This is a genomic window from Noviluteimonas gilva (genome assembly GCF_009740395.1).
Lineage (GTDB): Bacteria > Pseudomonadota > Gammaproteobacteria > Xanthomonadales > Xanthomonadaceae > Noviluteimonas > Noviluteimonas gilva.
The window spans coordinates 83,049-107,287 of the sequence record NZ_WOXT01000003.1; the positions used below are offsets into that span (position 1 = coordinate 83,049).

Genomic DNA, 24,239 nt, shown 5'->3' on the forward strand with positions numbered 1-24,239 from the left:
CACCGGGCGCAGGGGGACCCCGATCGGACCTTGAAGGGGGACCGAAGATGGATGCTGCGAATTCCAGTGAACGCGCCCGCGTGCTGTTGGCCGACGACCACGTGTTGGTCGCGCAAGGCGTGGAAATGCTCCTGTTGGAGTGCTTCTGCAACATCCAACTCGTAAGCGATGGCGAGTCGTTGATCGCCGCGGTGCAGCGCGACGCACCGGACGTCGTCGTCTCCGACATCAGCATGGGCGCGATGAGCGGACTCGAAGCGATGCGCACCGTGCGCGCGATGGGCATCGAGGTGCCGTTCGTGTTCCTGACGATGCATGCCGATCCCGAACTCGCCGCCGAAGCGATCGAAGGCGGCGCGAGTGCGTATGTTTTGAAATCCTCGGCGGGCGACGAGCTCGTACGCGCGATCCTGGAAGTGCTCGCCGGACGCACCTATGTCACGCCGACACTCGCCGCACGCACGATCCGTGCGAGCGCGCATCGCGCGCACGGTTCGCCGTCCTCGTCGCGCTCGACACCCGATGCGGCGTTGACGCAGAAGCAGCGCGAAATCCTCTCGCGCGTCGCGCAGGGCCTGCGGTCCAAACAGATCGCCTTCGAACTGGGTCTGTCGGTGCGCACGGTCGAGTCGCACAAGTACGCGATCATGCAGGAGTTCGGGGTGCACAGCACCGTCGAACTGGTGCGCAAGGCCGCGCACGCGGGGCTGATCGCGATTGATGCGCCACCTTAGTTCATCCCCCTCGAACGCGCTTTGCGCGTTCGATCCCCCTTGGAAAGGGGGATGAGGGACGTCGGGTACTGACGCTCCACAGTAGTTTTACCTGCCCGAATTCAGTCGTTTTCACGATAGGCGCGCGGCGCGCGTGCGTTCAGGCTGTGGGGCATGCACGGGGTCGCGCCGATTCGCACGCGGGTGCTGCTGGCCGAGGACAGTCCTGTCGTCGCGCGCCAGTTGCGCACCTTGTTGGCGCAGGACTTCGAGGTCCTGGGCCTGGTCACCGACGGCGATGCCATCCTCGCCGCGCTGAACGCGTTCAAGCCCGACGTGCTCGTCACCGACATCTCCATGCCCGGCATGGATGGCCTGCAGGCCGCCGAACACGCGCTCAAGGCGCACCCGGCCCTGTGCGTCGTGTTCATCACCGTGCACGACGAACCCGCGCTGGTCGCCCGCGCTCGCGCGCTGCCGCGCACCGCCTACGTGCTCAAGGCCGACGCCGGCGATGCGCTCGCCGCCGCGGTCGCCGAAGTGATGGCCGGCCGCTGGTATGCGTCGGCTTCGCTCAATCGCCAGGCCCTGCGCCGCTGAGTACACAGTAGAAATACTGAGGCCCCCGACCGTGTAAACCCCGTTGTGCGGTCCGGGCGGCGGGAACGAAGCTGGGCGCGCCATGCCCCCGGTCGATCCCGCCAAGTTCAAGACTGCCGACGACATTTCGGTCGAGCTCTCCTCGCGCCGGACCGGCATGAGCTTCCAGCGCACGCGCATGAGCGCCGATCGCACGCTGATGTCGGTGATCCGCACCTCGCTGTCGCTCATCAGCTTCGGCTTCACGATCTACCAGGTGTTCACCAATTGGTTGAAGAGTCCTGGTGCGGCGATCGCGCAGGAAGCGCCACGCAATTTCGGGATTGCGCTGGTGATGGTCGGGATATTGCTGTTGATGGCCGGCATCGCCTACCACGTACGGTACATGACGCAGTTGCGCGAAGAGCGCACGCAGATGATCGCCGACGGCCTCATCCACGGGCAGAGCGAGTATCCGGTTTCGCTCACGCTGATCTGCGCGGTGGTGCTGCTGTGCATCGGTTTGCTGGCGATCGCCAGCATGGTGTTCGACGTCCGTCCATTCGGTTAGGCCCTCCACGGAGACAACGCAATGAAAGCGCTCATTCCCCTTGCACTGACCGCGTTGCTCGCCGGTTGCGCATCCACGCCGGACGTCACGGTCGACCACGATCCGTCCGCCGACTTCTCGCGCTTCCGCACCTACTACTGGGCGCAGGAACTGCAGATCAACAATCCGCTCGCGAAGCAACGCATCATCGCGGGCATCGATGCGCGCATGGCCTCGCGCGGATTCACGCGGCAGGAAGGCAGCGGCGACATCGCGCTCGTCGGCAACGTCGCGACCAGCCAGAAACAGACGCTCGACACCTTCTACACCGGCACCGGCATGGGCGGTTGGGGATGGGGGCCGGGTTGGGGCTACGGCGGCATGGGCAGTTCCACCACGCGCGTGAACACCTACACGGTCGGCACGCTCGTGCTCGACATGTTCGACACTTCGACGAAGAAGGCGGTGTGGCGCGGCGTCGCGAGCGGCACGGTGTCCGATTCGCCGCAGCGCAACGAAACCGCGGTCAACGCCGCGCTGGACAAGATGTTCACCAGCTTCCCGCCGGGCGCGGCCGCGAAATGAGTGCGCAACCCGCGATGCGAACCCACGACGCGCACGCCGGCATGGTGTGGATTCCCGGACGCACGTTCCGCATGGGATCGGACCATCACTATCCGGAGGAAGCGCCGGCGCATCGCGTCACGGTCGATGGATTCTGGATCGACGCATCGCCGGTGACGAATGCGCAGTTCCGCGCATTCGTCGGAGCCACCGGCCACGTCACGCTCGCCGAAGAAGCGCCGAAGGCCGAAGACTATCCGGGCGCGTTGCCGGAGATGTTGGTCGCTGCATCGGTCGTGTTCGTGCCGCCGGCGCATCGCGTGGGCCTGGACGATCACTATCGCTGGTGGCAGTTCATTCGCGGCGCCGACTGGCGCCATCCGCTCGGTCCGCATACCTCGATCGAGGGCAAGGACGATCATCCCGTCGTGCATGTCGCCGCGCGCGACGTCGATGCGTACGTCGCATGGGCGGGCAAGCGCGTGCCGACCGAAGCCGAATGGGAATGCGCGGCGCGCGGTGGATTGGACGAAGCCGAATTCGCGTGGGGGGATGAGTTCTCGCCCCACGGGCTGCATCGCGCGAATACCTGGCAGGGTGAATTTCCCTGGCAGAACCTCGCGCAGGATGGGTACATCGGCACCTCGCCGGTCGGTGCATTTCCTGCGAACGGCTACGGCTTGTTCGACATGATCGGCAACGTGTGGGAATGGACGTCGGACTGGTATCGCCCGCGCCATCCTGCCGAACCGCAGAAGGCCTGCTGCATTCCCGAAAACCCGCGCGGCGGACCGCTGGAGGCGAGCTTCGATCCCGCGCAACCGCAGTTGCGCATTCCGCGTCGCGTGATGAAGGGCGGCTCGCACCTGTGCGCGCCGAACTACTGCCGTCGCTATCGCCCCGCTGCGCGCATGGCGCAGCCCGTCGACACCTCGACCTCGCACCTGGGCTTCCGCTGCGTCCTCGGCGGCTGAGTCACACGTATGGAAGAAATTTTCCGCGATTTCAGCCAGCACATCGCCCTCGCGCTGGAAGCGATCTCCGTGCTGATGATCGCCATCGGCGCGGTGGAAGCGTTCGTGCGCGTGCTCGTGCCGCCGCTGCGCAACATCGCTTCGCACGGGCGGCGGCGCGCGGCGTGGCTGAGCCTGGCGCGCTGGTTGCTGCTGGGCCTGGAATTCATGCTCGCGGCCGACATCGTGCGCACCGCGATCGCACCGACGTGGGACGACATCGGCAAGCTCGCGTCGATCGCCGTGATCCGGACGTTCCTCAACTTCTTCCTCGAACGCGACCTGGACGCGGCGGCGCGCGAAGGCGCGACCGACGCCGTGGAGGCCGGGCAATGAGCACGCAACCCACTTCGAACGAACTGGCGGCCTCGCGCACGGGCCTGGCCGACCTGCGCTCGCACCTGGCGAACGAGCGCACGCACCTGGCGTATTTGCGCACGTGCGTGTCGCTGATCGGCTTCGGCATCACCCTGAATCGCTTCTCGGTGTTCCTGCAGCAGGGCGACAAGCTGCAGGTGGGCCAGAAGATCGGGGTGCTGCGCGACTCGGCCAACGTCGGCCTGGGCATGGTCGTGCTCGGGATCCTGCTCGCATGCTGGTCGCTGTATCGCTACAAGCACGTCAACACCGACATCAAGAATGCGACCTTCCGCCCGATGGATCGCGCCGTGATCGGGATGACGCTGATTTTCCTCCTGCTCGGTGGCGTGACCGCCGCATGGTTGTTCCATGTCTGACCTGCCGTCGTGGCGCGACACGCAAGCCCGGCAGGCGATCGTCGATTTCGTGCAACGCACGACGACGACCGGGTCGCCGGAGTTCGTCGCGGCGGGCGATCGCATCGCGGTGTTCGACAACGATGGCACCCTGTGGTCGGAGCAGCCGCTGTATTTCCAGTTCCTGTTCGCGCTGGATCGCGTGCGCGCGCTTGCGGCGCAGCATCCGGAGTGGAAGACCATCGAGCCCTACAAGTGGGTGATCGACAACGACATGAAGTCGTTGGTGGCGGCGGGCGAGAAGGGCCTGCTGCCCATCATCGCCGCCACGCACGCGGGCGTAACGACGGAACAGTTCACCGACATCGTGCGTGATTGGTTGGCCGATGCGCGGCATCCGGTCACCCGGCGCCGCTACGACGCGATGGTGTTCAAGCCGATGCAGGAGTTGATGGTTTTCCTGCGGGCGAACGGTTACGGCACGTGGATCGTGTCGGGCGGTGGGCAGGAGTTCCTGCGCGCGTGGGTCGAAGCGACCTACGGAATTCCGCCGCAACAGGTGATCGGTAGCTACGCGGGGTTGAAGTACGTCACGGGCGACCGGCCTTCGATCATGAAGACCGAGCAGCCCGAGCTCGTCGACGATCACGCGGGCAAGCCGGTCGGCATCCAGCGTTTCCTCGGGCGGCGGCCGGTGATGGCGTTCGGCAACTCCGACGGCGATTTCGAAATGCTGGAATGGACCACGACGGGCGAGGGCCCACGCTTCGGCGCGCTGTTGCACCACACCGATGGCGAGCGCGAATTCGCCTACGACCGCGCTTCGATGGTCGGCAAGCTCGATCGCGGGCTGGACGAAGCGGCCCAACGCGGCTGGGTGGTGATCGACATGGCGCGCGACTGGGAGACGGTGTACCCGGAGGCGACCTAGGGCACCGATGCTTTCCGACAGTTTCTCCCTGTTGCGCGGTGGCCCGGTGTATCGACTGATGCATTGGCTCGGCGCATTGCGCCCCGGCGTGCCGACGAAGTGGCTGCTGCTCGCATTGATCGTCGTGGTGTCCTTCGTGCCGCTGATGGTGCTCGCCGCGATCGAGGGAATGTTGCTGCCATCCGCCGATCGCATCGCCTTGTTGGGCGATTACGCAGTGCTCGCGCGTTTGCTCGTCGCGGTGCCGATCATGGTCCTCGGCGCCGGCGCCTGCGACCACGTGCTGCATGCGACCGTGCGTTACATCGGGCGGTCCGGCCTGGTGCCGGGCGCTTCGCACGATGCGTTCCAGCGCCTGGTGCAGCACGGGCACGCGATCCGCGATTCCCACATTCCCGAAACAATGTGTGCGCTCATCGCTTTGCTCTCGGCGTTCTCGACGAACGCAAAGTTTTCGCATGTGTCGGGTTTCACGCATTGGGCGACGGTCGAAGGCTCCCTGTCGAAAGCGGGCGAATGGTTCGCGGCGGTGTCGGCGCCGGTGTTCCGCTTCGTCGCGCTGGTGTGGCTCTGGCGGTTCCTGGTGTGGGCGTACCTGCTGTGGCGTTTCTCGCGCCTTCGCCTGGCCATCTTCGCCGCGCATCCCGACGGCGCAGGAGGGCTGGGATTCCTTGCGCCGGCGCAGTCGTGGTTCGCCGTCATGGCGCTGGCCGCCAGCACGATCTTCTGCGGCACCGCGCTGGTGCAGATGGAATACGCGCACGCCACGTTGCAATCGTTCCAGTGGGAAATGCTCGGCGTGATCGTCGGCAGCGTGCTCGTCGTGTTCTCGCCGTTGTTGTTCGTGATGCGCCCGCTGGTGCGCACGCGACGGCACGACATGCATGAGCTCGGCGCGCTCGGGCAGGCGGCATCGCGTGCGTTCGCGGCGCGCTGGGAGAATCCCGATCCCACGCAGTCGGGCGATGCCCTGCTCGAAAGCCCCAATCCCTCCGCCGTCGCCGACTTCACGGCGATGTACGCGACGGCGCGATCGATGGCGGTTGTGCCCGTCAACAAACAGGCGCTGCTGAGCGTCGCGGTCGTCGCGGCGCTGCCGATGCTGCCGCTGGTGTTGCACGCGGTGTCCATCGACGAGTTGCTGCGGCGCGTGCTGGGCGTGCTCGCCTGACGCTGGCCGTCATCGCAGGCGCGGCCCGTTCCCAACCAAGTCCCCTCCGGAGATCCGCGTATGTCCAACCATGTCTACAAGGCCGTCGAACTCACGGGTTCATCGAAGTCGGGCACCGACGATGCCGTGCGCAACGCGATCGAACGCGCGGGCAAGACGATCCGCAACCTCAAGTGGTTCCAGGTGATCGAAACGCGCGGTCACGTCGAGGACGGGAAGATCCAGCACTGGCAGGTGACGATCAAGGCCGGGTTCACGCTGGACGATTGAACGGGATGTCGCTCGCGCAGATCTCGTAGTGCACGACGGTCGGTTCGAACTCGAGCAGGAAGTCGCGATCTTCCGGGTAGTACTTCGCCACCGCGATGTCGTCGCCGGCGAAGGCGGCGATCGCGTCGCGCGTGGTCCAGTGGGTCATCGTGATGAAGTGGGCGACGTCGCCTTCGATGCGTCGCAGTAACCACACGCCCGCGTTGCCGGAGATGCGGCGGTAGTCGGGGATCGCGCGTTCCTCGAGGAAGGACAGGTACGCATCGGCGTGGTGTGCGGCGGTGCGGCCGTGCCACATGCGAACGATCATGGGCGGAGCTCCGTTGCGGGCGACGCGGCGATTCTGTCACGCCATGCGCGCCACGCGCTCGGAAACTTCCACTCGCCATTCGCGACCGCGCCCGCGAGCGAAAGCTGACCGGCGTCGCACGAGTTCTTTTCGCAATCGCCTTAGGCTTTGCGCGAAAGGAGATCAGGGATGACGATCCGTGTGTTCGTGGTGGACGACCACGTCATTGTGCGCACCGGGATGTGCATGATTCTTGGCGAGCAGTCGGGCGTGGAAATCGTGGGCCACGCAGAGAGCGGGGAGGATGCGCTGCCGCAGTTGCGCAAGTTGCGGCCCGATGTATTGGTGTGCGACGTGCACCTGCCTGGCATCAGCGGGCTGGAGGTGACAGAGCGCGTCGTGCGCGGCGGATACGGCACGCGCGTTGTCGTCGTGTCCGCTGAGCACCAGGGGCCGCTGCCGCGGCGTGCGATGGAAGCGGGCGCGTCGGCGTACGTGGGCAAGAGCCACGATTCGACCGAGTTGCTGCGGGCCTTGCTGGATGTGGCGCACGGGCGGCGCTATCTCGCCACGGGCATCGCGCAGCAGATGGCGCTGGCGGGCATCGATGGCGGGGATGGCTCGCCGTTCGACGCGTTGTCGCCGCGCGAATTCGAAGTGGCGATGCTGCTCGTGCGCGGCTTGCGGCAGGAGGACATCGCGCGACGCTTGAGCCTGAGCGCGAAGACGATCAACACGCACAAGTCGCGCTTGTTCGACAAGCTGGGGATTCGCGATCCCATCGCGCTCGCGCGGATGGTCAGCCGTTACGGGATGTGCGATCCGGCGTTGGCGTTGTAATTCTCCCTCCCCTGCGAAGGCAGGGAGCGAGCCGACGCGTTTACGGGCTGCCTGATTGGCAGCACGTACGTCGGGGAGCCCCGCCAGCTGTGCTGGCGGGTACGGGGTGGGGTCGTGTGAGGTCGCGGCGACCTTCAACCCCCCGATTCGCGCTACGCGCGAATCACCCCCCTTGCACGGGGGGTGTGCCTCAAGCGTTGCGCTGCTCGTGCTTGGCGTCTTCCGCGGCGTCGGCGGCGGCTTGCGCCGGGTCGGCGGCGGGCATCGCGTCGAACAGGCCCGGCGCGGCGGGCGCGCTTGCGAGGACGTCTTCCTGCAGTTCGCGCTGCACGTCTGCGCGCACCACGGCGTCGGCCTGCGCTTCGGGTTCGGCCTGCGCGTCGACGGCGATCGCGGGTTGCGTCTCCATCGGCGCGGCGGCGTCGGATGCCGGCGAGACCGGCGTTGCGAAGGCGACTTCGCGTGCCGGCACCGGTTCGATCGCTTCGGCTTCGACCGTTTCGACCTCGGCCTGCACGCGCGCGGCGTCGGCGACGCTTTCGTTCGCGATCGGTGCGTCGGTCCACGCGCCCGGCGTCGACGCCGATGCGTGATCCCACGCGGTCGCGGCGGACTCGACGTTGGTTTCGGCGGCGGGCGTGCGCTCGACGTCGTGTTCCACCGGAGCCTGCGCGAACTCCGCTTCATGCGCGGCGGCCTGGCGCGGCGCGGCGGCTGCTTCGGCGGGCTGCGTCGGGGCGGGCTGTGCGTCAAAGGTCTGCGCGAACGCGTTGGATTCGACGACGGCGGCGGCCAGCACGATCGGTGCCTGCGCAACCGGCGCCGGCTTGTTCGTCGCAGCCACCTGTGCGGGCGCGAAGTCGTCTTCGAAATCGAACTCGGGCTGCGAACGATGCTGCGCGACGACTTCGCCGGAATCGGCGTCGTCGTGCTCGGCACCCTGCGCGTCGGCCTCGACGGCGCCTTCGCCTTCCGCACCACCCTGGCCACGACGACGACGGCGACCACCGCGACGTCCGCGACGACGGCGTCCGCCGGCCTCGCCTGCGTCGGCGGTGGCGTCCTGCGGAGGTTCGGTGCCTTCGGCGACAGGCTGCTGCGTGGCGTCGGCGACTTGCGCGGCACCTGCAACGGCGATGGCGGCTTCGGCGGCGGGCGCAACGTTGGCCGTCACCGCGGGCACGACGGCCTCGGGTGCGGCCTTCGCTTCAGCGGCCTTCGCGGCATCGGCGGCGGCTTGCTGTTCGCGCAGGCGCTGCTTCTCGGCGTTGCGTGCCAGCTGCTCGGCGCGCTGCTGTTCGGCACGCTGCTGCTGTTCCAGGCGCTGCTGTTCGGTCTGCGCTTCGTCGCGCGGTGGCTTCTGCTTCTGCTGCTGCTTGGGCTGTTGCTGCTGCTTCTGCGGCTGCTGCTGCTGCTGTTTGGCTTGCTGCGCCTGCGGCTGGCCCTTCGGCTGGCCCGGCTTCTGGTCGCGGCGCTGTTCGTCGCGACGGTTGTCGCGACCCTGCTGGTTGCGACCACGACCATCGCGCGCATCGCGGCGACCGTCGCGCCCGTTGCGGCCGCGCTCGTCCTGCGGACGTGCGGCGGGCGCGGGCGTTGCGACCACCGGTTCACCGCCACCGAACAGGCGCTTGAAGAAGCCGCCGATGCCGCCGCTCGAACGCGGGGCCACCGGTGCTGCAACGGCGACGGGCGCCGGTGCGGGCATGGCTTCGTCGCGCGGTTCTTCGCGTTCGGGCGCCGGCTGCGCCGGACGCACGTTGGTGACGGCCGGCAGGTTCGGGATGTTGAGGTGCGCCTTGGTCAGCGCGTGCGTCGCAAGCTTGCGCGGCGTGCCACGCATGTAGCTGGGCTTGCTGCTTTCTTCGCCGATCTCGTTCTCGCGGATGCGCGTGACTTCGTAATGCGGCGTTTCGAGCTGGTCGTCGGCGACGATGACGATCGGCGCGTCGTGGCGCTGTTCGATCTCGCCGAGCGCGCGGCGCTTTTCGTTGAGCAGGTAGTTGGCGATCTCGGTCGGCGCCTGCACGAGCACCTGTCCGGTGTTTTCCTTCATCGCGTGCTCTTCGGCGACGCGGAGGATCGACAGCGACAGCGACTCGACGCTGCGCATGCGGCCGTGGCCTTCGCAACGCGGGCAGACGAGCTGGCTGGATTCGCCCAGGCTCGGGCGCAGGCGCTGGCGGGACATCTCCATCAGGCCGAAGCGCGAGATGCGGCCGAGTTGCACGCGCGCGCGGTCGTACTTGAGCGCGTGCTGCAGCTTGTTCTCGACTTCGCGTTGGTGCTTGTTGGAGGCCATGTCGATGAAGTCGATGACCACCAGGCCACCGAGGTCGCGCAGGCGCAACTGGCGCGCGACTTCTTCGGCCGCTTCCAGGTTGGTCTGGAACGCGGTCTCTTCGATGTCGCCGCCCTTGGTGGCGCGCGCGGAGTTCACGTCGACCGCGGTCAGGGCTTCGGTCTGGTCGATCACCAGCGCGCCGCCGGAGGGCAGGCGCACGGTGCGTTCATACGCATTCTCGATCTGCGATTCGATCTGGAAGCGGTTGAACAGCGGGGTGTCGTCGGTGTAGTGCTTGAGCTTGCGCAGGTTGTGCGGCATCACCTGCTGCACGAACTCGCGGGCTTCCTCGAACATCTCCGGCGTGTCGACGAGGATCTCGCCGATGTCGGCGCGCATGTAGTCGCGCAGCGCACGGATGATCAGGCGCGATTCCTGGTAGATCAGGAACGGGCTGGGCTTGCTGAGCGCGGCTTCGGCGATGGCCTTCCACACCTGCAGCAGGTAGTCGAGATCCCACTGGAGCTCTTCGGCATCGCGGCCCACGCCGGCGGTGCGGATGATCACGCCCATGTCGTCGGGGATCTGCAGCTTGTCCATCGCCTCCTTGAGGGCGGCGCGGTCGTCGCCCTCGATGCGGCGCGAAACGCCGCCGGCGGTGGGCGAGTTGGGCATCAGGACCATGTAGCGGCCGGCGAGCGAGATGAACGTCGTCAGCGCCGCGCCCTTGTTGCCGCGTTCTTCCTTGTCGACCTGGACGACGATTTCCTGGCCTTCGCGCAACAGCTCACGCAGGCCGGCCTTGTTGTGGTCGACGCCGCTGGCGAAATAGTCGCGGGAGATTTCCTTCAGCGGAAGGAAACCGTGGCGGTCGGCGCCGTATTCGACGAAGGCCGCTTCGAGGGAGGGCTCCAGTCGGGTGATGCGCCCTTTGTAGATGTTGGACTTCTTCTGTTCCTTCGACGGCTGTTCGATGTCGATGTCGTACAGGGTCTGGCCATCGACGGTGGCGACGCGCAGTTCTTCCGCCTGCGTCGCGTTGATGAGCATTCGCTTCATTGTGCGTTCCTCGCGCGCTGTCGCACGCGGAACGCCGTGGGCGTTCGCCTCTGGATACCGCGGCGCCTTCGGCGCGCCACCAAGTGGGGCGCATCGCGCGCTTGTTGTATTCCAGCGCTACGACACCACGGCAAACCGCGGGAGCGCTTGTACTACCAATCCAAAATTTGCGGGCCGGCGACGTGCGGCGGGGGAGCCTCGCGTCGCGCGGGTCGTGTAAGCGCCGATGTCTGACGCACCGGGCGATGGCCGGGATTGCCGACGAGCCGCTAACATGGCCGCCCCGGGGGCGGTGGTCGCGCACTGTGTCGGGGATCGCGGGAGGCGGGCTTTCGGCCCGTTGGCTGTGCGGGAACGCGATATTCGCGGTCCATCGCGCAATCTCCCTGCGAAATCAAACCCTTACTTCGCGCGGCGAGTGTAGCAGGTCAAAGGCGAGCATGGACCCCACCGATCAGCCCCCCGGCCGTGCGCCTGCACAGGCCCGGACCGTCCGCATTGCCGAAGACCGTGAAGGCCAGCGGCTGGACAACTTCCTCCTGGGGTATCTCAAGGGGGCGCCGCGTTCGCTGATCTACAAGATCGTGCGCTCCGGCCAGGTGCGCGTGAACGGGGGCCGCGTGAAGGCCGATCGTCGGCTCGAGGGTGGAGACGAAGTCCGCATCCCGCCGGTGCGCCTGGACGAACCGGCGGAGAAGGGCACGCCCGCCAAGGGGCTGCTCGAAGCGATGGAGGCCAGCATCGTGTTCGAAGATGCGCGCCTGCTCGCGATCAACAAACCCGCGGGCGTGGCCAGCCATGGCGGCAGCGGCATCAGCTTCGGCGTGATCGAAACGCTGCGCGCGCTGCGCCCGCACGATGGCCTGGAACTCGTGCATCGCCTCGATCGCGACACCTCCGGCCTGCTCGTGCTCGCGAAGAAGCGTTCGGCGCTCACCGAACTCCAGGCGCTGATGCGCGAGGAGGGCGGCATCGCCAAGCGTTATCTTGCGCTGCTGGTCGGTCGGCTGCCCAACGGCACGATGACCGTCGATGCGCCGCTGCACATCGGCCTGCGCCAGGGTGGCGAGCGCCACGTGCAGGTGAATCCGCAGGGCAAGCCGTCGCTGAGCCACTTCAAGGCGCTCGAGCGTCGCGGCGGACAGTCGTATTGCGAAGTGCGCATCGAAACCGGCCGCACGCACCAGATTCGCGTGCATGCGCAGCACATCGGCCATCCGGTCGCCGGCGACGACAAATACGGCGATCCGGCGGCGAACAAGCGCCTGCGCGATCAAGTGGGCTTGAAGCGCATGTTCCTGCACGCATCGACGCTGGAGTTCGCGCTCGATGGCGGGCGCGCGCCGTATTCGCTCAACGCGCCCCTGGCGCCGGAGTTGATCGACGTGCTGGATCGCCTCGCCTGAGGCTCAACCCGCGAGGCGTTCGGTCTTCGCGGCCAGGATGAAGTCGTTCTCGCTCAGCCCGCCCACGTCGTGCGTGGAGAAGCGGACGACGCAGCGGTCGTAATGCACGCCGAGGTCGGGATGGTGGTCTTCGGCGTTGGCGATGAAGGCCAGCGCGTTCACGAAGCCCATCGTGCGGTAGTAGTCCTTGAACTTGAACGTCTTCACGAGCGCGTGCCCGTCTTCGGCCAGCTCCCAACCGGGGATCTGGGGCAGCAGCTCGCGCACGCGGGCTTCGTTGAGCTTGTGCTCGGTGCCGCGGCGCGGGATGCAATGGGCGTCGGCGAGGGCGATCAGGTCGGACATTGGGAGCACTCCACAGCGTTGCGTGCTGAACCAGAACATATCGGCCGTGGTCGCAGGGTGGACTGTCCACGGCGGCCGCTTCCGGGGTGGCTAGAATAGCCCGCATGATCCAGCTCTCCGAATCCGCGCAGGCGCACTTCCGCCGCCTGATCGAACGCGAAGCCCTCCCGGGCCTCGGCGTTCGCCTGTCCGCCGTCCATGCCGGCACGCCACGCGCCGACGTCCGCCTGGAGTTCGCCGAACCGGGCGATCTCAGCGGCGAGGAATGGGCCATCGATTGCGAAGGCTTCACGCTGTGGGTCGATCCGGCGAGTGCGCCGTACCTCGACGCTGCAGAGATCGACTACGTGCAGCAGCCCACGGGCGGCGCCCTGCAGATCCGCGCGCCGAAGATCAAGGGCGAAGCGCCGGCCGACACCGCGTCGCTGGTGGAGCGCGTGCGTTGGGTGGTCGAGCACGAAGTGAACCCGCAGCTTGCGCAGCATCGCGGGCATGTGTCGGTGCAGGAAGTGACGGCCGATGGCGTCGTGCTGCTGCGGTTCGGCGGCGGCTGCCACGGTTGCGGCATGGCGGACGTGACGTTGAAGCAGGGCATCGAGTCGACGCTGATGACGCGCGTGCCCGGCGTCACCGCGGTCCGCGACGCGACCGACCATGCGACAGGCACGGCCCCGTACCTCCCACGCGACGCAGCCTGACGGCCCGCGGGGACCGTGTTCTCCGCTGCCGACATCATCGAAGCCCTCGGGCTGCGGCGCCGGCTGAAATCGATTCGGCCGCAGGCGCCGGGCACGTTCCCGCCCGGTTGGCAGGCCTGGTTCGATGCGATGCCTCCCATGCCGCACCGGGTGACGGGCGCGCTGCCGCAAACCTTCGTCGACGAACTCGCGCAACGCCCGCTCGCATCGCCGCCCAAGCGCGACGTGCAACTCAACCGTTGGCAGGCCTTCGCCACGTTGTGGCGCCAGCAATGGCATCCGCCCATTCCCGAAGAGCGCCGTTTGCGCGTGTTCGCCGCGACCTTCAGCGCGGTGTTGCACCTGTGTTTCGCGATCCTGCTGTTGTGGCTTGCGTATGTGTTCGTGCCGCCGCCGCAACCGGCGGGCGAGGGCGACCAGGTCGTGCAAGCCGAATTCATCGGGACGGGAACGCCCGAAGAAACCGGCGGCGGTGCACCGGAAGGCCCGCAACCGGAACCGGCGCAAACCGCCGCCGCGCCATCGCCGCCTGCTGCGACGCCGACGCCATCGGATGCACCGATGCAACCGCCACCGCCGCCGCAACCGGAAGAGCCCGCGCCGCAGCCCGAAGAGCCCGTCGCTGCGCAACCGCCGCCGCAGGCCGAGCCGGAACCCGAGCCCGTCGTCGAAGTGCCGCCCGCGCCGCAACCCTTGCAGGTGACGGAAGTGCCGCAGCCCGATACGCAATTCGTGCTGCCGCCACCACGTCCGCGCGAAGTGGATCTCGCACCGCGCGAACTGACGGTGCCGCAATTGCGACAACCCACGCAGGCGATTTCGCGCGAGCAGGCGCAACGACAGACGCTCGACACGCAGCGCGTGGAAGTCCAACGCATTCGTGTCGCGCCGCAGGTGCGCGGTGAGGAATCGGCGCGACTGACGCAACAGATTCCGATCACCACCACGCAGTCGCAATCGCGCGAGATCGCGTTGCCCACCCTGCGCGGCGAAACGCGCGCGATTCCGATGCCGTCGCGCGGCACGACACCGGGCGCGACGACGCCGGGCACGTCGACATCAAATGCACCGTCGACATCGCCCGGTTCGGCGAGTGCCGCGACGGCGGCGGCGCCGGGCGGGCAGGCGCCGGGCAGTGGCACCTCGCCCACGGCGCAACCGGGCGCGGGCGCGACACCGAATGCAGCGCCGGGCGCATGGCCTTCGCCCAATCGCGGCGACGACTGGGGCGTGGGTACGCGCAACACGCCGGGCGGCAAACCGGGATCGGGCGCGAAGCCCGGCGTGTTCGATGCGCAGGGTCGCCCGAACATCGGCGAGCCGCCGACGCCAGGCAAGAACGCACCGGGCACGGAAGAGGCGCATATCGCCGACCTGGATCGCGCGGGCCGTTGGCTCAAGCGCCCGCCGATGGATTACACGCCGACGACGTTCGATCAATATTGGGTGCCGAACGAAACCCTGCTGCAGGAATGGGTGCGCAAGGGCATCAAGTCGTTGTCGATCCCGATCCCGGGCACCGACAAGAAAATTTCGTGCGTGATTTCGATCCTGCAGTTCGGCGGTGGTTGCGGCTTGATGGATCCGAACAAGAACGCGCAATCGGCGACCGCGCGCCCGCCGCCCGACGTGCCGTTCAAGCCGTGGCTGCAGGAAGACAACGGCAGCATCAAGAAGGCGCCGCCTCCGCCGAACACCTCGGTGCAGGTGCCTGCTTCGACGACGCCCTGATTCGACGATCGCAACGAAAAAGGCCCGCTTGCGCGGGCCTTTTCTTCAACGACGCGTGCAGCGTTACTGCGCGTTGTGCAGGTCGGCCAGGTGGCTTTCCGTCGAGTGGAAATACGCACCGAGGTCGGCGATCTGCTGGTCGGTGAGTTCCTTCGCCTGCGGGCTCATCAGCGCGTTGTCGCGATCGCCCTTGCGATAGGCGAGCAGCGCGTGCTCGATGTAATCCGAGTACTGGCCGCCGAGCTTCGGGTAGGCCTTGTCCGTCGGCGCGTTGCCTTCGGCGCCGTGGCAATCTACGCACGCGAAGCCGTTGCGCTTGGTCGTGGCGAGCTTCATGCCCGCTTCGATGTTGCCCGTCGGCAAACCGGCGGAGGAGGACTTCGGCGCTTCGCCTTCGGCGTGGCCGCCTTCGGTATGGCCTTCTTCGCCGTTGCCCGAGCAGGCAGTCAGCGCGAGGGCGAGCAGGGCGATGGCGAACGCGTTCTTCTTGATCGTCATGGTCGGGCTCACTTCTGCGCGTTCACGGTCGAAAGGTAGGCGGCGATGTCGGCGATGTCCTGCGGCGAGAAGCTCTCCGCCTGGGCCTGCATCGTCGGGTGCTTGCGCTTGCCTTCGCGATATTCGGTGAGCGCGGAAGCGAGATACGCCGCCGACTGCCCGCCGATGCGCGGCACATGGAAGCTCGGATACGCGTTCTTGTACCCGGTCACGCCGTGGCAGCCGCGGCACGTATAGGTGAGTTCCTTGCCCTTCGCGGCGTCGCCGGTGAGGTCGGCGGCCTTCGGTTCGGCAGGCGCGGCCGGCTTTGCAGCGGCGGCGGTGGAAGCGGCGGCGGGCGCGGCGGCAGTGGAAGCCGTGGCCGGTGAAACAGTGGCCGGTGCGGCGGGCTGCTGCGCGTGTGCAGCGAAGAGCAGGGGCGCCAGCAGCAGTCCGGCGGCGATCGTCAGCGGTCGCATCATGAAGAGAAGTCCACGGTGGAAGTTCGGTCGCGCGACGTCCGTGTCATTCCGTCGTCTCGCAAGCCGCGAAGTATAGCTTGCACGTGAATGGAACCGGCAAACAGGTGGCCGTGATCCGGAGGTGCGCGCGTGCAACCGGTCGGACGCTCGCCGCATCCCTTGTTCGATCGCTCCGAATCGAATCGTGCATCCGCCGCCAGTGCGGCGTCTGTCATGGAGCAGGAATTCTCCGTGAAGTCACCATGACCTATGGCGCATGGCGGCAGGATTCAGGGAGTGATTTACTTGACTACAACACCCAAGGGGTCAGCCCACATGTCCGCCAATGCCTCCGTCCACGGCCGCGCCCTGCGCGCCGGTGCCTTCCTGATCGCCTGCACCCTCGCGCTTGCCGCCTGCAAGAAGGGGGACGGAGACGCCCAGGCCAAGGCCAAGGAAGGGGACAAGGGCCCCGAAGCCATCCCCGTCGAGGTCATGGCCGCCTCCAAGCGGGCGATCGCCGCCAGCTATACCGGCACCGCGCCGCTGGAAGCCCGCGGCGAGTCGCAGGTGGTCGCCAAGACCTCCGGCGTCGCGCTGCAGGTGCTCGTGCAGGAAGGCCAGCAGGTGAAGGCCGGCCAGGTGCTCGTGCGCCTGGATTCCTCGCGCGCTGCATTGCAGGCCGCGCAGACCGCCGCGCTGATGGGCAAGCTCGAAGCCAACTACAAGCGTTCGGTCACGCTCGCCGAGCAGAAGCTCATGAGCGCCAACGACATCGACACGATCCGCTACGACCTCGAAAACGCGCGCGCGGCCAACCGCCTGGCGAACCTCGAGCTGTCGTACGCCAACGTCGTCGCGCCGATCTCCGGCGTGATCGCCGAGCGCAAGATCAAGGACGGCAACTTCGTGCAGATCAACACGCCGATCTTCCGCATCGTCGATGTCTCGCGCCTGGAAGCCACGCTCAACGTGCCCGAGCGCGAAGTCGCCACGCTGCAGCAGGGCCTGAAGGTCGACCTCGCCGTCGACGCGCTGCCCGGCAAGAAGTTCGCCGGCGTCATCGATCGCATCGCACCGGTCGTGGATTCGGGCAGCGGCACGTTCCGCGTGATCTGCTCCTTCGACGGCGGCGGCGCGCTGCAGCCGGGCATGTTCGGCCGCATCCGCATCGACTACGACCAGCGCACCGACGCGCTCGTCGTGCCGCGCATCGCGCTGCTGGAAGACGAAGGTGATCCGGCCGTGTTCGCGGTGAAGCAGGGCAAGGCCGTGCGCGTGCCGATCAAGCTCGGTTACCTCGACGGCCAGTGGGCCGAAGTGCGCCAGGGCCTGAAGGTGGGCGACCAGGTCGTCACCGCGGGCAAGGTCGCGCTGCGCGAAGGCAGCCCGGTGCAGATCGTCGGCGACCAGGCCAAGCCTGCGACGCCGGTGGCCGGCAAGGGTGGCATCGCGTCCGCCACCGCCGCTCGCTGATCGCACACGGCCCCCCGGAGCTCGCGCGTGAACCATTCTTCAGATCCTGCGTCCTTCAGCGTCGTCGAGTTCTCCACGCGTCGCCGCGTCACGGTGATGATGGCGACGCTGACGTTCATCATCTTCGGCTTCATCGCGTTGTCCAACCTCAAGGTCAACCTGCTGCCGGACCTCAGCTATCCCACGCTCACGGTGCGCACCGAATACACCGGTGCGGCGCCGGCGGAAATCGAAACGCTCATCACCGAACCCGTCGAAGAAGCCGTCGGCGTGGTGAAGGGTTTGCGCAAGCTCAAGTCGGTCTCGCGCACGGGACAGAGCGATGTCGTGCTCGAGTTCGCGTGGGGCACCGACATGGACAAGGCCTCGCTGGAAGTGCGCGACAAGATGGAAGCGCTCGCGCTTCCGCTCGAAGCCAAGCCGCCCGTGTTGTTGCGCTTCAATCCCTCGACCGCGCCGATCATGCGTCTGGTGCTGTCGAACAAGGGCCAGGACACGCAGGGCGCGCTCACCGCGTTGCGCCGTTACGCCGACGATGACCTGAAGAAGAAACTCGAACCGGTCGAAGGCGTCGCCGCGGTGAAGGTCGGTGGCGGTCTGGAAGACGAAGTGCAGGTCGATATCGACCAGCAGAAGCTCGCGCAGCTCAACCTGCCGATCGATACCGTCATCCAGCGCCTGCAGCAGGAAAACATCAACATCTCCGGCGGCCGGCTGGAAGAAGGCTCGCAGCGTTACCTGGTGCGCACGGTCAACCAGTTCGCGTCCGTCGACGAAATCCGCAACATGCTCGTCACCACGCAGGCCGCCGGTGGCGGCGGTGCGCAGAGCGCGGCGGAAGAAATGGCGCGAGTCGCCGCGGCGACGGGCAATGCAGCGGCGATGGCCGCGGCCTCGTCGGTGCAGAGCGCATCGTCGGGCTCGTCGGCTGCGGCCGGCGGCATGCCGATCCGCCTGAAAGACATCGCCGACGTGCGCCAGGGGTACAAGGAGCGCGAAGCGATCATTCGCCTCGGCGGCCACGAAGCCGTCGAACTGGCGCTCTACAAGGAAGGCGACGCGAACACCGTGTCGACCGCCGATGCGTTGCAGGCGCAGATCGAAACGATCAAGAAGCAGATGCCGCCGGACATCGAACTGACGGTCATCGACGACCAGTCGCAGTTCATCCGCCACGCCATCTCCGACGTGAAGAAGGACGCCCTGTTCGGTGGCGCGCTCGCGATCCTGATCATCTTCCTGTTCCTGCGCGATGGCTGGAGCACGTTCGTCGTCGGCCTGTCGCTGCCGGTGTCGATCATCACCACGTTCTTCTTCATGGGTCAGTTCGACCTGAGCCTCAACGTGATGTCGCTCGGCGGCCTCGCATTGGCGACCGGCCTGGTGGTCGACGATTCGATCGTCGTCCTCGAATCGATCGCGAAGGCACGCGAACGCGGCCTGGGCATCGTCGAGGCAGCGATCGTCGGTACGCGCGAAGTGAGCATGGCGGTCGTGGCCTCCACGCTGACGACGATCGCGGTGTTCCTGCCGCTGGTGTTCGTCGAAGGCATCGCGGGCCAGTTGTTCCGCGACCAGGCGCTGACCGTCGCGCTGGCGATCGCGATCTCGCTCGTCGTGTCGATGACGCTGATCCCGATGCTCTCCTCGATCCGCGGCCGCGCGCCGCTGGCGTTCAAGGAAGAGGCCCCGCATCCGCGTTGGGAACCGACGTCGAAGTTGCAGAAGCCCGTCGCCGCCACCGGTCGCGGCATCGGTTGGGCGATCCGCAACGGCGCGTTCGCGTTCTTCTGGCTCTTCGTGCGCCTGTGGCGCGGGCTGGCTGCCGTCATCGGACCGGTGATGCGCGCCTTCAGCCGGGTTGCGATGGGCATCTACGATCGCCTCGAAGCGCTGTACCTGCGCACGCTGCCCAATGCGCTGGAGCATCCGCGCAAAGTGGTCGGCATCGCCGCGCTCGCGTTCTTCGCAACGCTCGCCGTGGTGCCGCTGCTCGGCGCCGACCTGATCCCGCAGCTCGCGCAGGATCGCTTCGAAATGACGGTGAAGTTGCCGCCCGGCACGCCGCTGCGCGACACCGACAAGATCGTGCAATCGCTGCAGGGCGAACACGGCAAGGACGAGAACCTCACCGCGCTGTACGGCGTGAGCGGCACGGGCACGCGCCTGGATGCCAGCCCGACCGAAAGCGGCGAGAACATCGCCAAGCTCACCGCCGTGATGAAGAACGGCGGCAGCGAGAAGATCGAAGCGGAATTGACCGAGAAGCTGCGCAAGAGCATGGCCGGCCGCAGCGGGACGCAGTTGGACTTCAGCCGCCCCGAGCTTTTCAGCCTGTCCACGCCGCTGGAAATCGAACTGCAGGGTCCCGACCTGCCGCAGATCGAAGCCGCCGGCCGCAGGCTCGCCGCGATGCTGCGCGCGAACTCGCATTACGCCGACGTCACTTCGACGGTGGAGCAGGGCTTCCCGGAAATCCAGATCCGCTTCGACCAGGATCGCGCCGCCGCGCTCGGCCTGACGACGCGCCAGATCGCCGACGTCGTGGTGAAGAAGGTGCGCGGTGAAGTCGCCACGCGTTACTCGTTCCGCGATCGCAAGATCGACGTGCTGGTGCGTGCGCAGGCGACCGATCGTGCATCGGTCGAAGACATCCGCAACCTGATCGTCAATCCGAACAGCAGCACGCCGGTGCGCCTGTCGTCGGTGGCCGACGTCGTCGCGGGCACGGGCCCGAGCGAAATCCACCGCGCCGACCAGGTGCGCGTGGCGATCGTCTCGGCGAACCTGCGCGACATCGACCTCGGCGCGGCCGTGCAGGAAGTGCAGAAGATGGTGCACGACACGCCGCTCGGCGCGGACGTGGGCATGCACATCGGCGGGCAGGGCGAGGAACTCGACCGCTCGGTGAAGTCGTTGATGTTCGCCTTCGGCCTCGCGGTGTTCCTCGTGTACCTGGTGATGGCCTCGCAGTTCGAATCGCTGCTGCATCCCTTCGTCATTCTCTTCACGATCCCGCTCGCGCTCGTCGGTGCGGTGCTCGCGCTGCTGATCACCAACTCCGCGATTTCCGTGGTGGTGTTCATCGGCCTGATCCTGCTGGTCGGCCTGGTGGTGAAGAACGCGATCATCCTGATCGACAAGGTCAACCAGTTGCGCGAGGAAGGCGTGCCCAAACGCCAGGCCCTGGTCGACGGTGCGCGTTCGCGCCTGCGCCCGATCGCGATGACCACCTTGTGCACCTTGTTCGGCTTCCTGCCGCTGGCGCTCGCGTTCGGTGAAGGCGCGGAAGTGCGCTCGCCGATGGCGATCACGGTGATCGGTGGCCTGCTGGTTTCGACGCTGCTGACGCTGGTCGTGATCCCGGTGGTGTACGACCTGCTGGATCGTCGCTCGGATGAGTACTACGCCGAGAAGCTGCGCAAGCAGCGCGCCGAAGCGAAGGCAGCCGCCACGCTGATCGAGCACGACCAGGATCCGCTGAACGGCAACGGCAAGATCGCGCCGGAGAGCAACACGTGAGCATCGCCGAGCTCAGCATCAAGCGGCCCGTCACCACGATCATGTTGTTCGTGTCGATGGTGGTCGTTGGCCTGATCGCGGCGGTCCGCCTGCCGCTGGAAGCGATGCCCGATGTCTCGGCGCCGTTTCTCTTCATCCAACTGCCGTATGCGGGTTCGACGCCGGAAGAAGTGGAACGCACGATCCTGCGGCCCGTCGAGGAAACGCTCTCGACGATGACCGACGTCAAGAGCATGGAAGGCAACGCGACGTCCGAGCAGGGCAGCGTGTTCCTGATGTTCTCCGACTGGGACCGCGACATCGAGATTGCCGCGGCTGAAGCGCGCGAGCGCATCGACGCGATCCGCGACGATTTGCCCGACGACATGCAGCGTTACTTCGTCTGGAAATGGTCGACGAGCGACGAGCCCGCGCTCGAGTTGCGACTAACGAGCAAGGCGCTGGACCTGACGAAGGAATTCGACCGCATCGACCGCGTCTACAAGCGCCGGCTCGAACGCCTGCCGGGCGTGGCGAAGGTCGAAGTCGAAGGCGCGCCGCAGAACGAAGTCGAGATCGCGATCGACCAGGACCGCCTCAACGCGCACGGCCTGGCGCTCAACGATCTCGACGCGCGCCTGCGCGCGGTGAACTTCTCCGTCTCCGCCGGCCAGATCGACGATGGCGTGCAGCGCCTGCGCGTGCAGCCCGTGGGCGAACTCACCGACCTGCAGCAATTGCGCGACCTCACGCTCGCCAACGGCGTGCGCTTGTCGGATGTCGCCGACGTGCGCCTCAAGCCCGAGAAGATGCCCTACGGCCGTCGCCTCGACGGGCGCCCGGCGGTGGGCATCGACGTGTACAAGGAGCGCGACGCCAACCTCGTCGACGTCTCGCGCAACGTACGCGCCGAGCTCGACACGATCATGGCCGAGCAGGGCACCAACGACATCGACCTGCTCGTGCAGTGGGACGCCGGCGAGAGCGTGACCGGTTCGTTGCTCGGCCTGGCCGAAGCCGGCGGCATCGGCTTGCTGCTCTCGATCGCGGTGCTGTACTTCTTCCTGCGCCACTGGCCGTCGACGCTGATGGTGACGCTGGCGATTCCGATCTGCTTCATCATGACGCTCGGCTTCATGTACTTCGCCGGCGTGACGCTCAACGTGCTGTCGATGATGGGCCTGCTGCTGGCCATCGGCATGTTGGTCGACAACGCGGTCGTCGTGGTGGAGAGCATCTACCAGGAACGCGAACGCCTGGGCGGCGAGCCGAAGCTCGCGTCGATCATCGGCACGCGCCATGTCGCCATCGCGCTGTCGGCGGGCACGCTGTGCCACTGCATCGTGTTCGTGCCGAACCTGTTCGGCGAAAAGAACATGATCAGCATTTACATGGGCCAGATCGCCATCACGATCTGCGTCTCGCTGCTCGCGTCCTGGCTGGTCGCGGTGAGCCTGATCCCGATGCTGTCGGCGCGCATGAAGACGCCGCCGGCAGTGCGCGACGAGAACGGCCTGATCTCGCGCCTGCAGCGCCGCTATGCCGGTGTGTTGCGCTGGACGCTCGACCACCGCGGTTGGAGCGTGATCGGCATCTTGGTCATCGTGATGGCGAGCTTCGTGCCGCTGAAGATGACCAAGACGAACATGTTCGGCGGCGACGACGTCGGCGAGATCGACATCTACTACCAGTGGAAGGGCGCTTACACCAAGGAACAGATGTCGGCCGAGATCCTCAAGGTCGAGCATTACCTGGACGCGCATCGCAAGGAATTCGACATCGACCAGGTCTTCTCGCGCTATCGCGAGCAGGGCTGGGCGGGCACGAACGTCAAGCTGGCCACGAAGGACCGCGAGGCCGTCGCCAAGATCACCGAGGCCATGCGCAAGGACATGCCGAAATCGGCGCGCGCCAACATCGGCATCGGCGACCAGGGCGGCCCGGGCGGCGACCAGCAGGGCAAGGAAATCCAGGTGATGCTGGTCGGCGACTCGACGCAGACGCTGAACGAGATCGCCGACGACATCGTGCCGTTGCTCGCACGCCGCAAAGAACTGCGCGACGTGCGCGTGGACAGCGGCGATCGCAACAGCGAGTTGACGGTGGAAGTGGATCGCGATCGTGCGGCGGCGTTCGGCTTCAGTGCGAACGACGTGGCCACCTTCGTCGGGTTGGCGTTGCGCGGTGCGCCCTTGCGTGAGTTCCGGCGCGGCGATACCGAAGTGCCGGTGTGGGTGCGCTTCGCAGGCGCCGACAACTACGGCACCGAGGATCTTGCGAGCTTCACCGTGCGTGCGCCCGATGGCCGCAGCGTGCCGTTGCTGGCGATGGTCAACGTGCGCGTGACGCCGGCCGCTTCGTCGATCGAACGCACCAACCGCCAGACGACGCTGACGATCACCTCGGCGCTCGCCGATAAGGTCACGCAACCCGACGCGCGCAAGGCGATCGAAGAGACCCTGGAAAAAGCGCGCGAAGGCTTCCCGCCCGGTTACAGCTACTCGTTCGATCGTCCGCAGTTCATGAGCGACGACGCGGCGGTCAAGCAGATGATGTGGAACCTGGTGATCGCCTTGTTCATGATCTACGTGGTGATGGCGGCGGTGTTCGAATCGCTGTTGTTCCCCTCGGCCATCATGAGCGGCGTGGTGTTCTCGATCTTCGGCGTGTATTGGCTCTTTTGGCTCACCGGGACCGAGTTCAACATCATGGCTTTCATCGGCATCCTGGTGCTGATGGGCGTGGTGGTGAACAACGGCATCGTGATGGTCGAGCACATCAACAACCTGCGCCGACGCGGACTCTCGCGCACCGATGCGCTGGTGGAAGGCAGCAAGGAGCGCTTGCGCCCGATCCTGATGACGATGGGCACGGCGATCCTGGCGATGGTGCCGATCGCGATCGGCAACACGCAGATGGCCGGCGACGGCCCGGCGTATTACCCGATGGCGCGTGCGATCGCCGGTGGTCTCGCGTTCTCGACGGTGGTCAGCCTGCTGTTCCTGCCGACGATCTACGCGATGCTGGACGACCTGCGCCACGGTACGGTGCGCGCGATCCATCGGGCGCGCGGCAAGACGTTGCCGCCGGCTGCGGCGACGGTCACGGCGATCAGCGCGGAGTAAGCGCGCAACCCCACCCCGGCCCTCCCCTGCAAGCAGGGGA

General features: G+C 66.9%; 22 protein-coding genes. 17 read left to right on the top strand and 5 right to left on the bottom strand.

The features are described from left to right. The first annotated feature begins 47 nt into the window (after positions 1 to 47). From GN331_RS11345 to GN331_RS11390, 10 genes are all read left to right on the top strand, one after another. Positions 48 to 734: a response regulator transcription factor gene (locus tag GN331_RS11345; protein WP_156642182.1), complete on the top strand. Its 687-nt coding sequence runs from the start codon at positions 48 to 50 to the stop codon at positions 732 to 734. Between the two features lie 153 nt (positions 735 to 887). Next, a complete protein-coding gene (locus GN331_RS11350; protein WP_156642184.1) occupies positions 888 to 1,313 on the top strand; it encodes a response regulator transcription factor in 426 nt (141 codons plus the stop codon). Positions 1,314 to 1,395: 82 nt separating this feature from the next. After that, on the top strand, positions 1,396 to 1,863 hold the full coding sequence (locus tag GN331_RS11355; protein WP_197427107.1) for a YidH family protein: 468 nt from the start codon (positions 1,396 to 1,398) through the stop codon (positions 1,861 to 1,863). Positions 1,864 to 1,884: 21 nt separating this feature from the next. Then, on the top strand, positions 1,885 to 2,427 hold the full coding sequence (locus GN331_RS11360) for a DUF4136 domain-containing protein (RefSeq protein WP_156642186.1): 543 nt from the start codon (positions 1,885 to 1,887) through the stop codon (positions 2,425 to 2,427). 14 nt (positions 2,428 to 2,441) lie between these two features. Beyond that, positions 2,442 to 3,380 (top strand): formylglycine-generating enzyme family protein, encoded by a 939-nt coding sequence (locus tag GN331_RS11365; protein ID WP_231734476.1) that lies wholly within the window; start codon positions 2,442 to 2,444, stop codon positions 3,378 to 3,380. 9 nt (positions 3,381 to 3,389) lie between these two features. Continuing rightward, a complete protein-coding gene (locus GN331_RS11370; protein ID WP_156642188.1) occupies positions 3,390 to 3,755 on the top strand; it encodes a DUF1622 domain-containing protein in 366 nt (121 codons plus the stop codon). Continuing rightward, positions 3,752 to 4,156: a YidH family protein gene (locus tag GN331_RS11375; RefSeq protein WP_156642189.1), complete on the top strand. Its 405-nt coding sequence runs from the start codon at positions 3,752 to 3,754 to the stop codon at positions 4,154 to 4,156. The genes GN331_RS11370 and GN331_RS11375 overlap by 4 nt, the downstream gene beginning before the upstream one ends. Continuing rightward, positions 4,149 to 5,066, top strand: a complete 918-nt coding sequence (locus tag GN331_RS11380; protein WP_156642191.1) for an HAD family hydrolase — start codon at positions 4,149 to 4,151, stop codon at positions 5,064 to 5,066. Before GN331_RS11375 ends, GN331_RS11380 begins: the two co-directional genes overlap by 8 nt. Before the next feature lie 7 nt (positions 5,067 to 5,073). After that, positions 5,074 to 6,237 carry a hypothetical protein gene (locus tag GN331_RS11385; protein WP_156642193.1) on the top strand — a complete coding sequence of 388 codons (1,164 nt, stop codon included), beginning with the start codon at positions 5,074 to 5,076 and terminating at the stop codon, positions 6,235 to 6,237. A 60-nt stretch (positions 6,238 to 6,297) separates the two neighbouring features. After that, the gene (locus GN331_RS11390; RefSeq protein ID WP_156642195.1) at positions 6,298 to 6,507 is read left to right on the top strand and encodes a dodecin; all 210 of its coding nucleotides are present in this window, start codon (positions 6,298 to 6,300) and stop codon (positions 6,505 to 6,507) included. Here the strand turns inward: GN331_RS11390 and GN331_RS11395 are convergent. Continuing rightward, complete coding sequence (locus GN331_RS11395; RefSeq protein ID WP_156642197.1) at positions 6,491 to 6,817, bottom strand: antibiotic biosynthesis monooxygenase; 327 nt, start codon at positions 6,815 to 6,817, stop codon at positions 6,491 to 6,493. The genes GN331_RS11390 and GN331_RS11395 overlap by 17 nt on opposite strands. Positions 6,818 to 6,985: 168 nt before the next feature. Here GN331_RS11395 and GN331_RS11400 point away from each other — a divergent pair, with 168 nt between their 5' ends. Further along, positions 6,986 to 7,636: a response regulator gene (locus tag GN331_RS11400; protein WP_156642199.1), complete on the top strand. Its 651-nt coding sequence runs from the start codon at positions 6,986 to 6,988 to the stop codon at positions 7,634 to 7,636. A 190-nt stretch (positions 7,637 to 7,826) separates the two neighbouring features. Here GN331_RS11400 and rne read toward each other — a convergent pair whose 3' ends face one another. Then, positions 7,827 to 10,979 (bottom strand): ribonuclease E, encoded by a 3,153-nt coding sequence (gene rne, locus GN331_RS11405; protein WP_156642201.1) that lies wholly within the window; start codon positions 10,977 to 10,979, stop codon positions 7,827 to 7,829. Between the two features lie 440 nt (positions 10,980 to 11,419). Between rne and GN331_RS11410 the strand changes: the two genes are divergently transcribed. Next, a complete protein-coding gene (locus GN331_RS11410; RefSeq protein ID WP_156642203.1) occupies positions 11,420 to 12,385 on the top strand; it encodes an RluA family pseudouridine synthase in 966 nt (321 codons plus the stop codon). 3 nt (positions 12,386 to 12,388) lie between these two features. Here the strand turns inward: GN331_RS11410 and GN331_RS11415 are convergent, their stop codons facing one another. Further along, positions 12,389 to 12,730: a 4a-hydroxytetrahydrobiopterin dehydratase gene (locus tag GN331_RS11415; RefSeq protein WP_156642205.1), complete on the bottom strand. Its 342-nt coding sequence runs from the start codon at positions 12,728 to 12,730 to the stop codon at positions 12,389 to 12,391. 104 nt (positions 12,731 to 12,834) lie between these two features. Here GN331_RS11415 and GN331_RS11420 point away from each other — a divergent pair, with 104 nt between their 5' ends. After that, positions 12,835 to 13,428, top strand: coding sequence for an NfuA family Fe-S biogenesis protein (locus GN331_RS11420; protein ID WP_156642207.1), 594 nt, complete (start codon positions 12,835 to 12,837; stop codon positions 13,426 to 13,428). A 15-nt stretch (positions 13,429 to 13,443) separates the two neighbouring features. Beyond that, positions 13,444 to 15,159: a hypothetical protein gene (locus GN331_RS11425; RefSeq protein WP_156642209.1), complete on the top strand. Its 1,716-nt coding sequence runs from the start codon at positions 13,444 to 13,446 to the stop codon at positions 15,157 to 15,159. Between the two features lie 63 nt (positions 15,160 to 15,222). On the opposite strand, the gene GN331_RS11430 is transcribed toward GN331_RS11425, so the two are convergent. Then, complete coding sequence (locus tag GN331_RS11430; protein ID WP_156642211.1) at positions 15,223 to 15,657, bottom strand: c-type cytochrome; 435 nt, start codon at positions 15,655 to 15,657, stop codon at positions 15,223 to 15,225. Positions 15,658 to 15,665: 8 nt separating this feature from the next. Further along, complete coding sequence (locus GN331_RS11435) at positions 15,666 to 16,115, bottom strand: c-type cytochrome (protein WP_156642516.1); 450 nt, start codon at positions 16,113 to 16,115, stop codon at positions 15,666 to 15,668. Positions 16,116 to 16,433: 318 nt separating this feature from the next. Here GN331_RS11435 and GN331_RS11440 point away from each other — a divergent pair, with 318 nt between their 5' ends. From GN331_RS11440 to GN331_RS11450, 3 genes are read left to right on the top strand one after another with little or no spacing between them, the layout of a single operon-like run. After that, entirely contained in the window at positions 16,434 to 17,573 is a 1,140-nt protein-coding gene (locus tag GN331_RS11440; RefSeq protein WP_156642213.1) for an efflux RND transporter periplasmic adaptor subunit, read from the top strand. Between the two features lie 27 nt (positions 17,574 to 17,600). Beyond that, a complete protein-coding gene (locus tag GN331_RS11445; protein ID WP_425489287.1) occupies positions 17,601 to 21,095 on the top strand; it encodes an efflux RND transporter permease subunit in 3,495 nt (1,164 codons plus the stop codon). Further along, positions 21,092 to 24,199 carry an efflux RND transporter permease subunit gene (locus GN331_RS11450; protein WP_331713461.1) on the top strand — a complete coding sequence of 1,036 codons (3,108 nt, stop codon included), beginning with the start codon at positions 21,092 to 21,094 and terminating at the stop codon, positions 24,197 to 24,199. Before GN331_RS11445 ends, GN331_RS11450 begins: the two co-directional genes overlap by 4 nt. Positions 24,200 to 24,239 lie beyond the last annotated feature (40 nt).

Bases quoted from the DNA above. Each gene is read 5' to 3' on its own strand.
- GN331_RS11390 (WP_156642195.1), top strand. From the start codon at position 6,298: ATGTCCAACCATGTCTACAAGGCCGTCGAACTCACGGGTTCATCGAAG.
- GN331_RS11395 (WP_156642197.1), bottom strand. From the start codon at position 6,817: ATGATCGTTCGCATGTGGCACGGCCGCACCGCCGCACACCACGCCGAT.
- GN331_RS11345 (WP_156642182.1), top strand. From the start codon at position 48: ATGGATGCTGCGAATTCCAGTGAACGCGCCCGCGTGCTGTTGGCCGAC.
- GN331_RS11370 (WP_156642188.1), top strand. From the start codon at position 3,390: ATGGAAGAAATTTTCCGCGATTTCAGCCAGCACATCGCCCTCGCGCTG.
- GN331_RS11380 (WP_156642191.1), top strand. From the start codon at position 4,149: ATGTCTGACCTGCCGTCGTGGCGCGACACGCAAGCCCGGCAGGCGATC.
- rne (WP_156642201.1), bottom strand. From the start codon at position 10,979: ATGAAGCGAATGCTCATCAACGCGACGCAGGCGGAAGAACTGCGCGTC.
- GN331_RS11400 (WP_156642199.1), top strand. From the start codon at position 6,986: ATGACGATCCGTGTGTTCGTGGTGGACGACCACGTCATTGTGCGCACC.
- GN331_RS11385 (WP_156642193.1), top strand. From the start codon at position 5,074: ATGCTTTCCGACAGTTTCTCCCTGTTGCGCGGTGGCCCGGTGTATCGA.
- GN331_RS11360 (WP_156642186.1), top strand. From the start codon at position 1,885: ATGAAAGCGCTCATTCCCCTTGCACTGACCGCGTTGCTCGCCGGTTGC.
- GN331_RS11415 (WP_156642205.1), bottom strand. From the start codon at position 12,730: ATGTCCGACCTGATCGCCCTCGCCGACGCCCATTGCATCCCGCGCCGC.
- GN331_RS11440 (WP_156642213.1), top strand. From the start codon at position 16,434: ATGTCCGCCAATGCCTCCGTCCACGGCCGCGCCCTGCGCGCCGGTGCC.
- GN331_RS11435 (WP_156642516.1), bottom strand. From the start codon at position 16,115: ATGCGACCGCTGACGATCGCCGCCGGACTGCTGCTGGCGCCCCTGCTC.
- GN331_RS11355 (WP_197427107.1), top strand. From the start codon at position 1,396: ATGCCCCCGGTCGATCCCGCCAAGTTCAAGACTGCCGACGACATTTCG.
- GN331_RS11375 (WP_156642189.1), top strand. From the start codon at position 3,752: ATGAGCACGCAACCCACTTCGAACGAACTGGCGGCCTCGCGCACGGGC.
- GN331_RS11420 (WP_156642207.1), top strand. From the start codon at position 12,835: ATGATCCAGCTCTCCGAATCCGCGCAGGCGCACTTCCGCCGCCTGATC.
- GN331_RS11365 (WP_231734476.1), top strand. From the start codon at position 2,442: ATGCGAACCCACGACGCGCACGCCGGCATGGTGTGGATTCCCGGACGC.
- GN331_RS11410 (WP_156642203.1), top strand. From the start codon at position 11,420: ATGGACCCCACCGATCAGCCCCCCGGCCGTGCGCCTGCACAGGCCCGG.
- GN331_RS11430 (WP_156642211.1), bottom strand. From the start codon at position 15,657: ATGACGATCAAGAAGAACGCGTTCGCCATCGCCCTGCTCGCCCTCGCG.
- GN331_RS11350 (WP_156642184.1), top strand. From the start codon at position 888: ATGCACGGGGTCGCGCCGATTCGCACGCGGGTGCTGCTGGCCGAGGAC.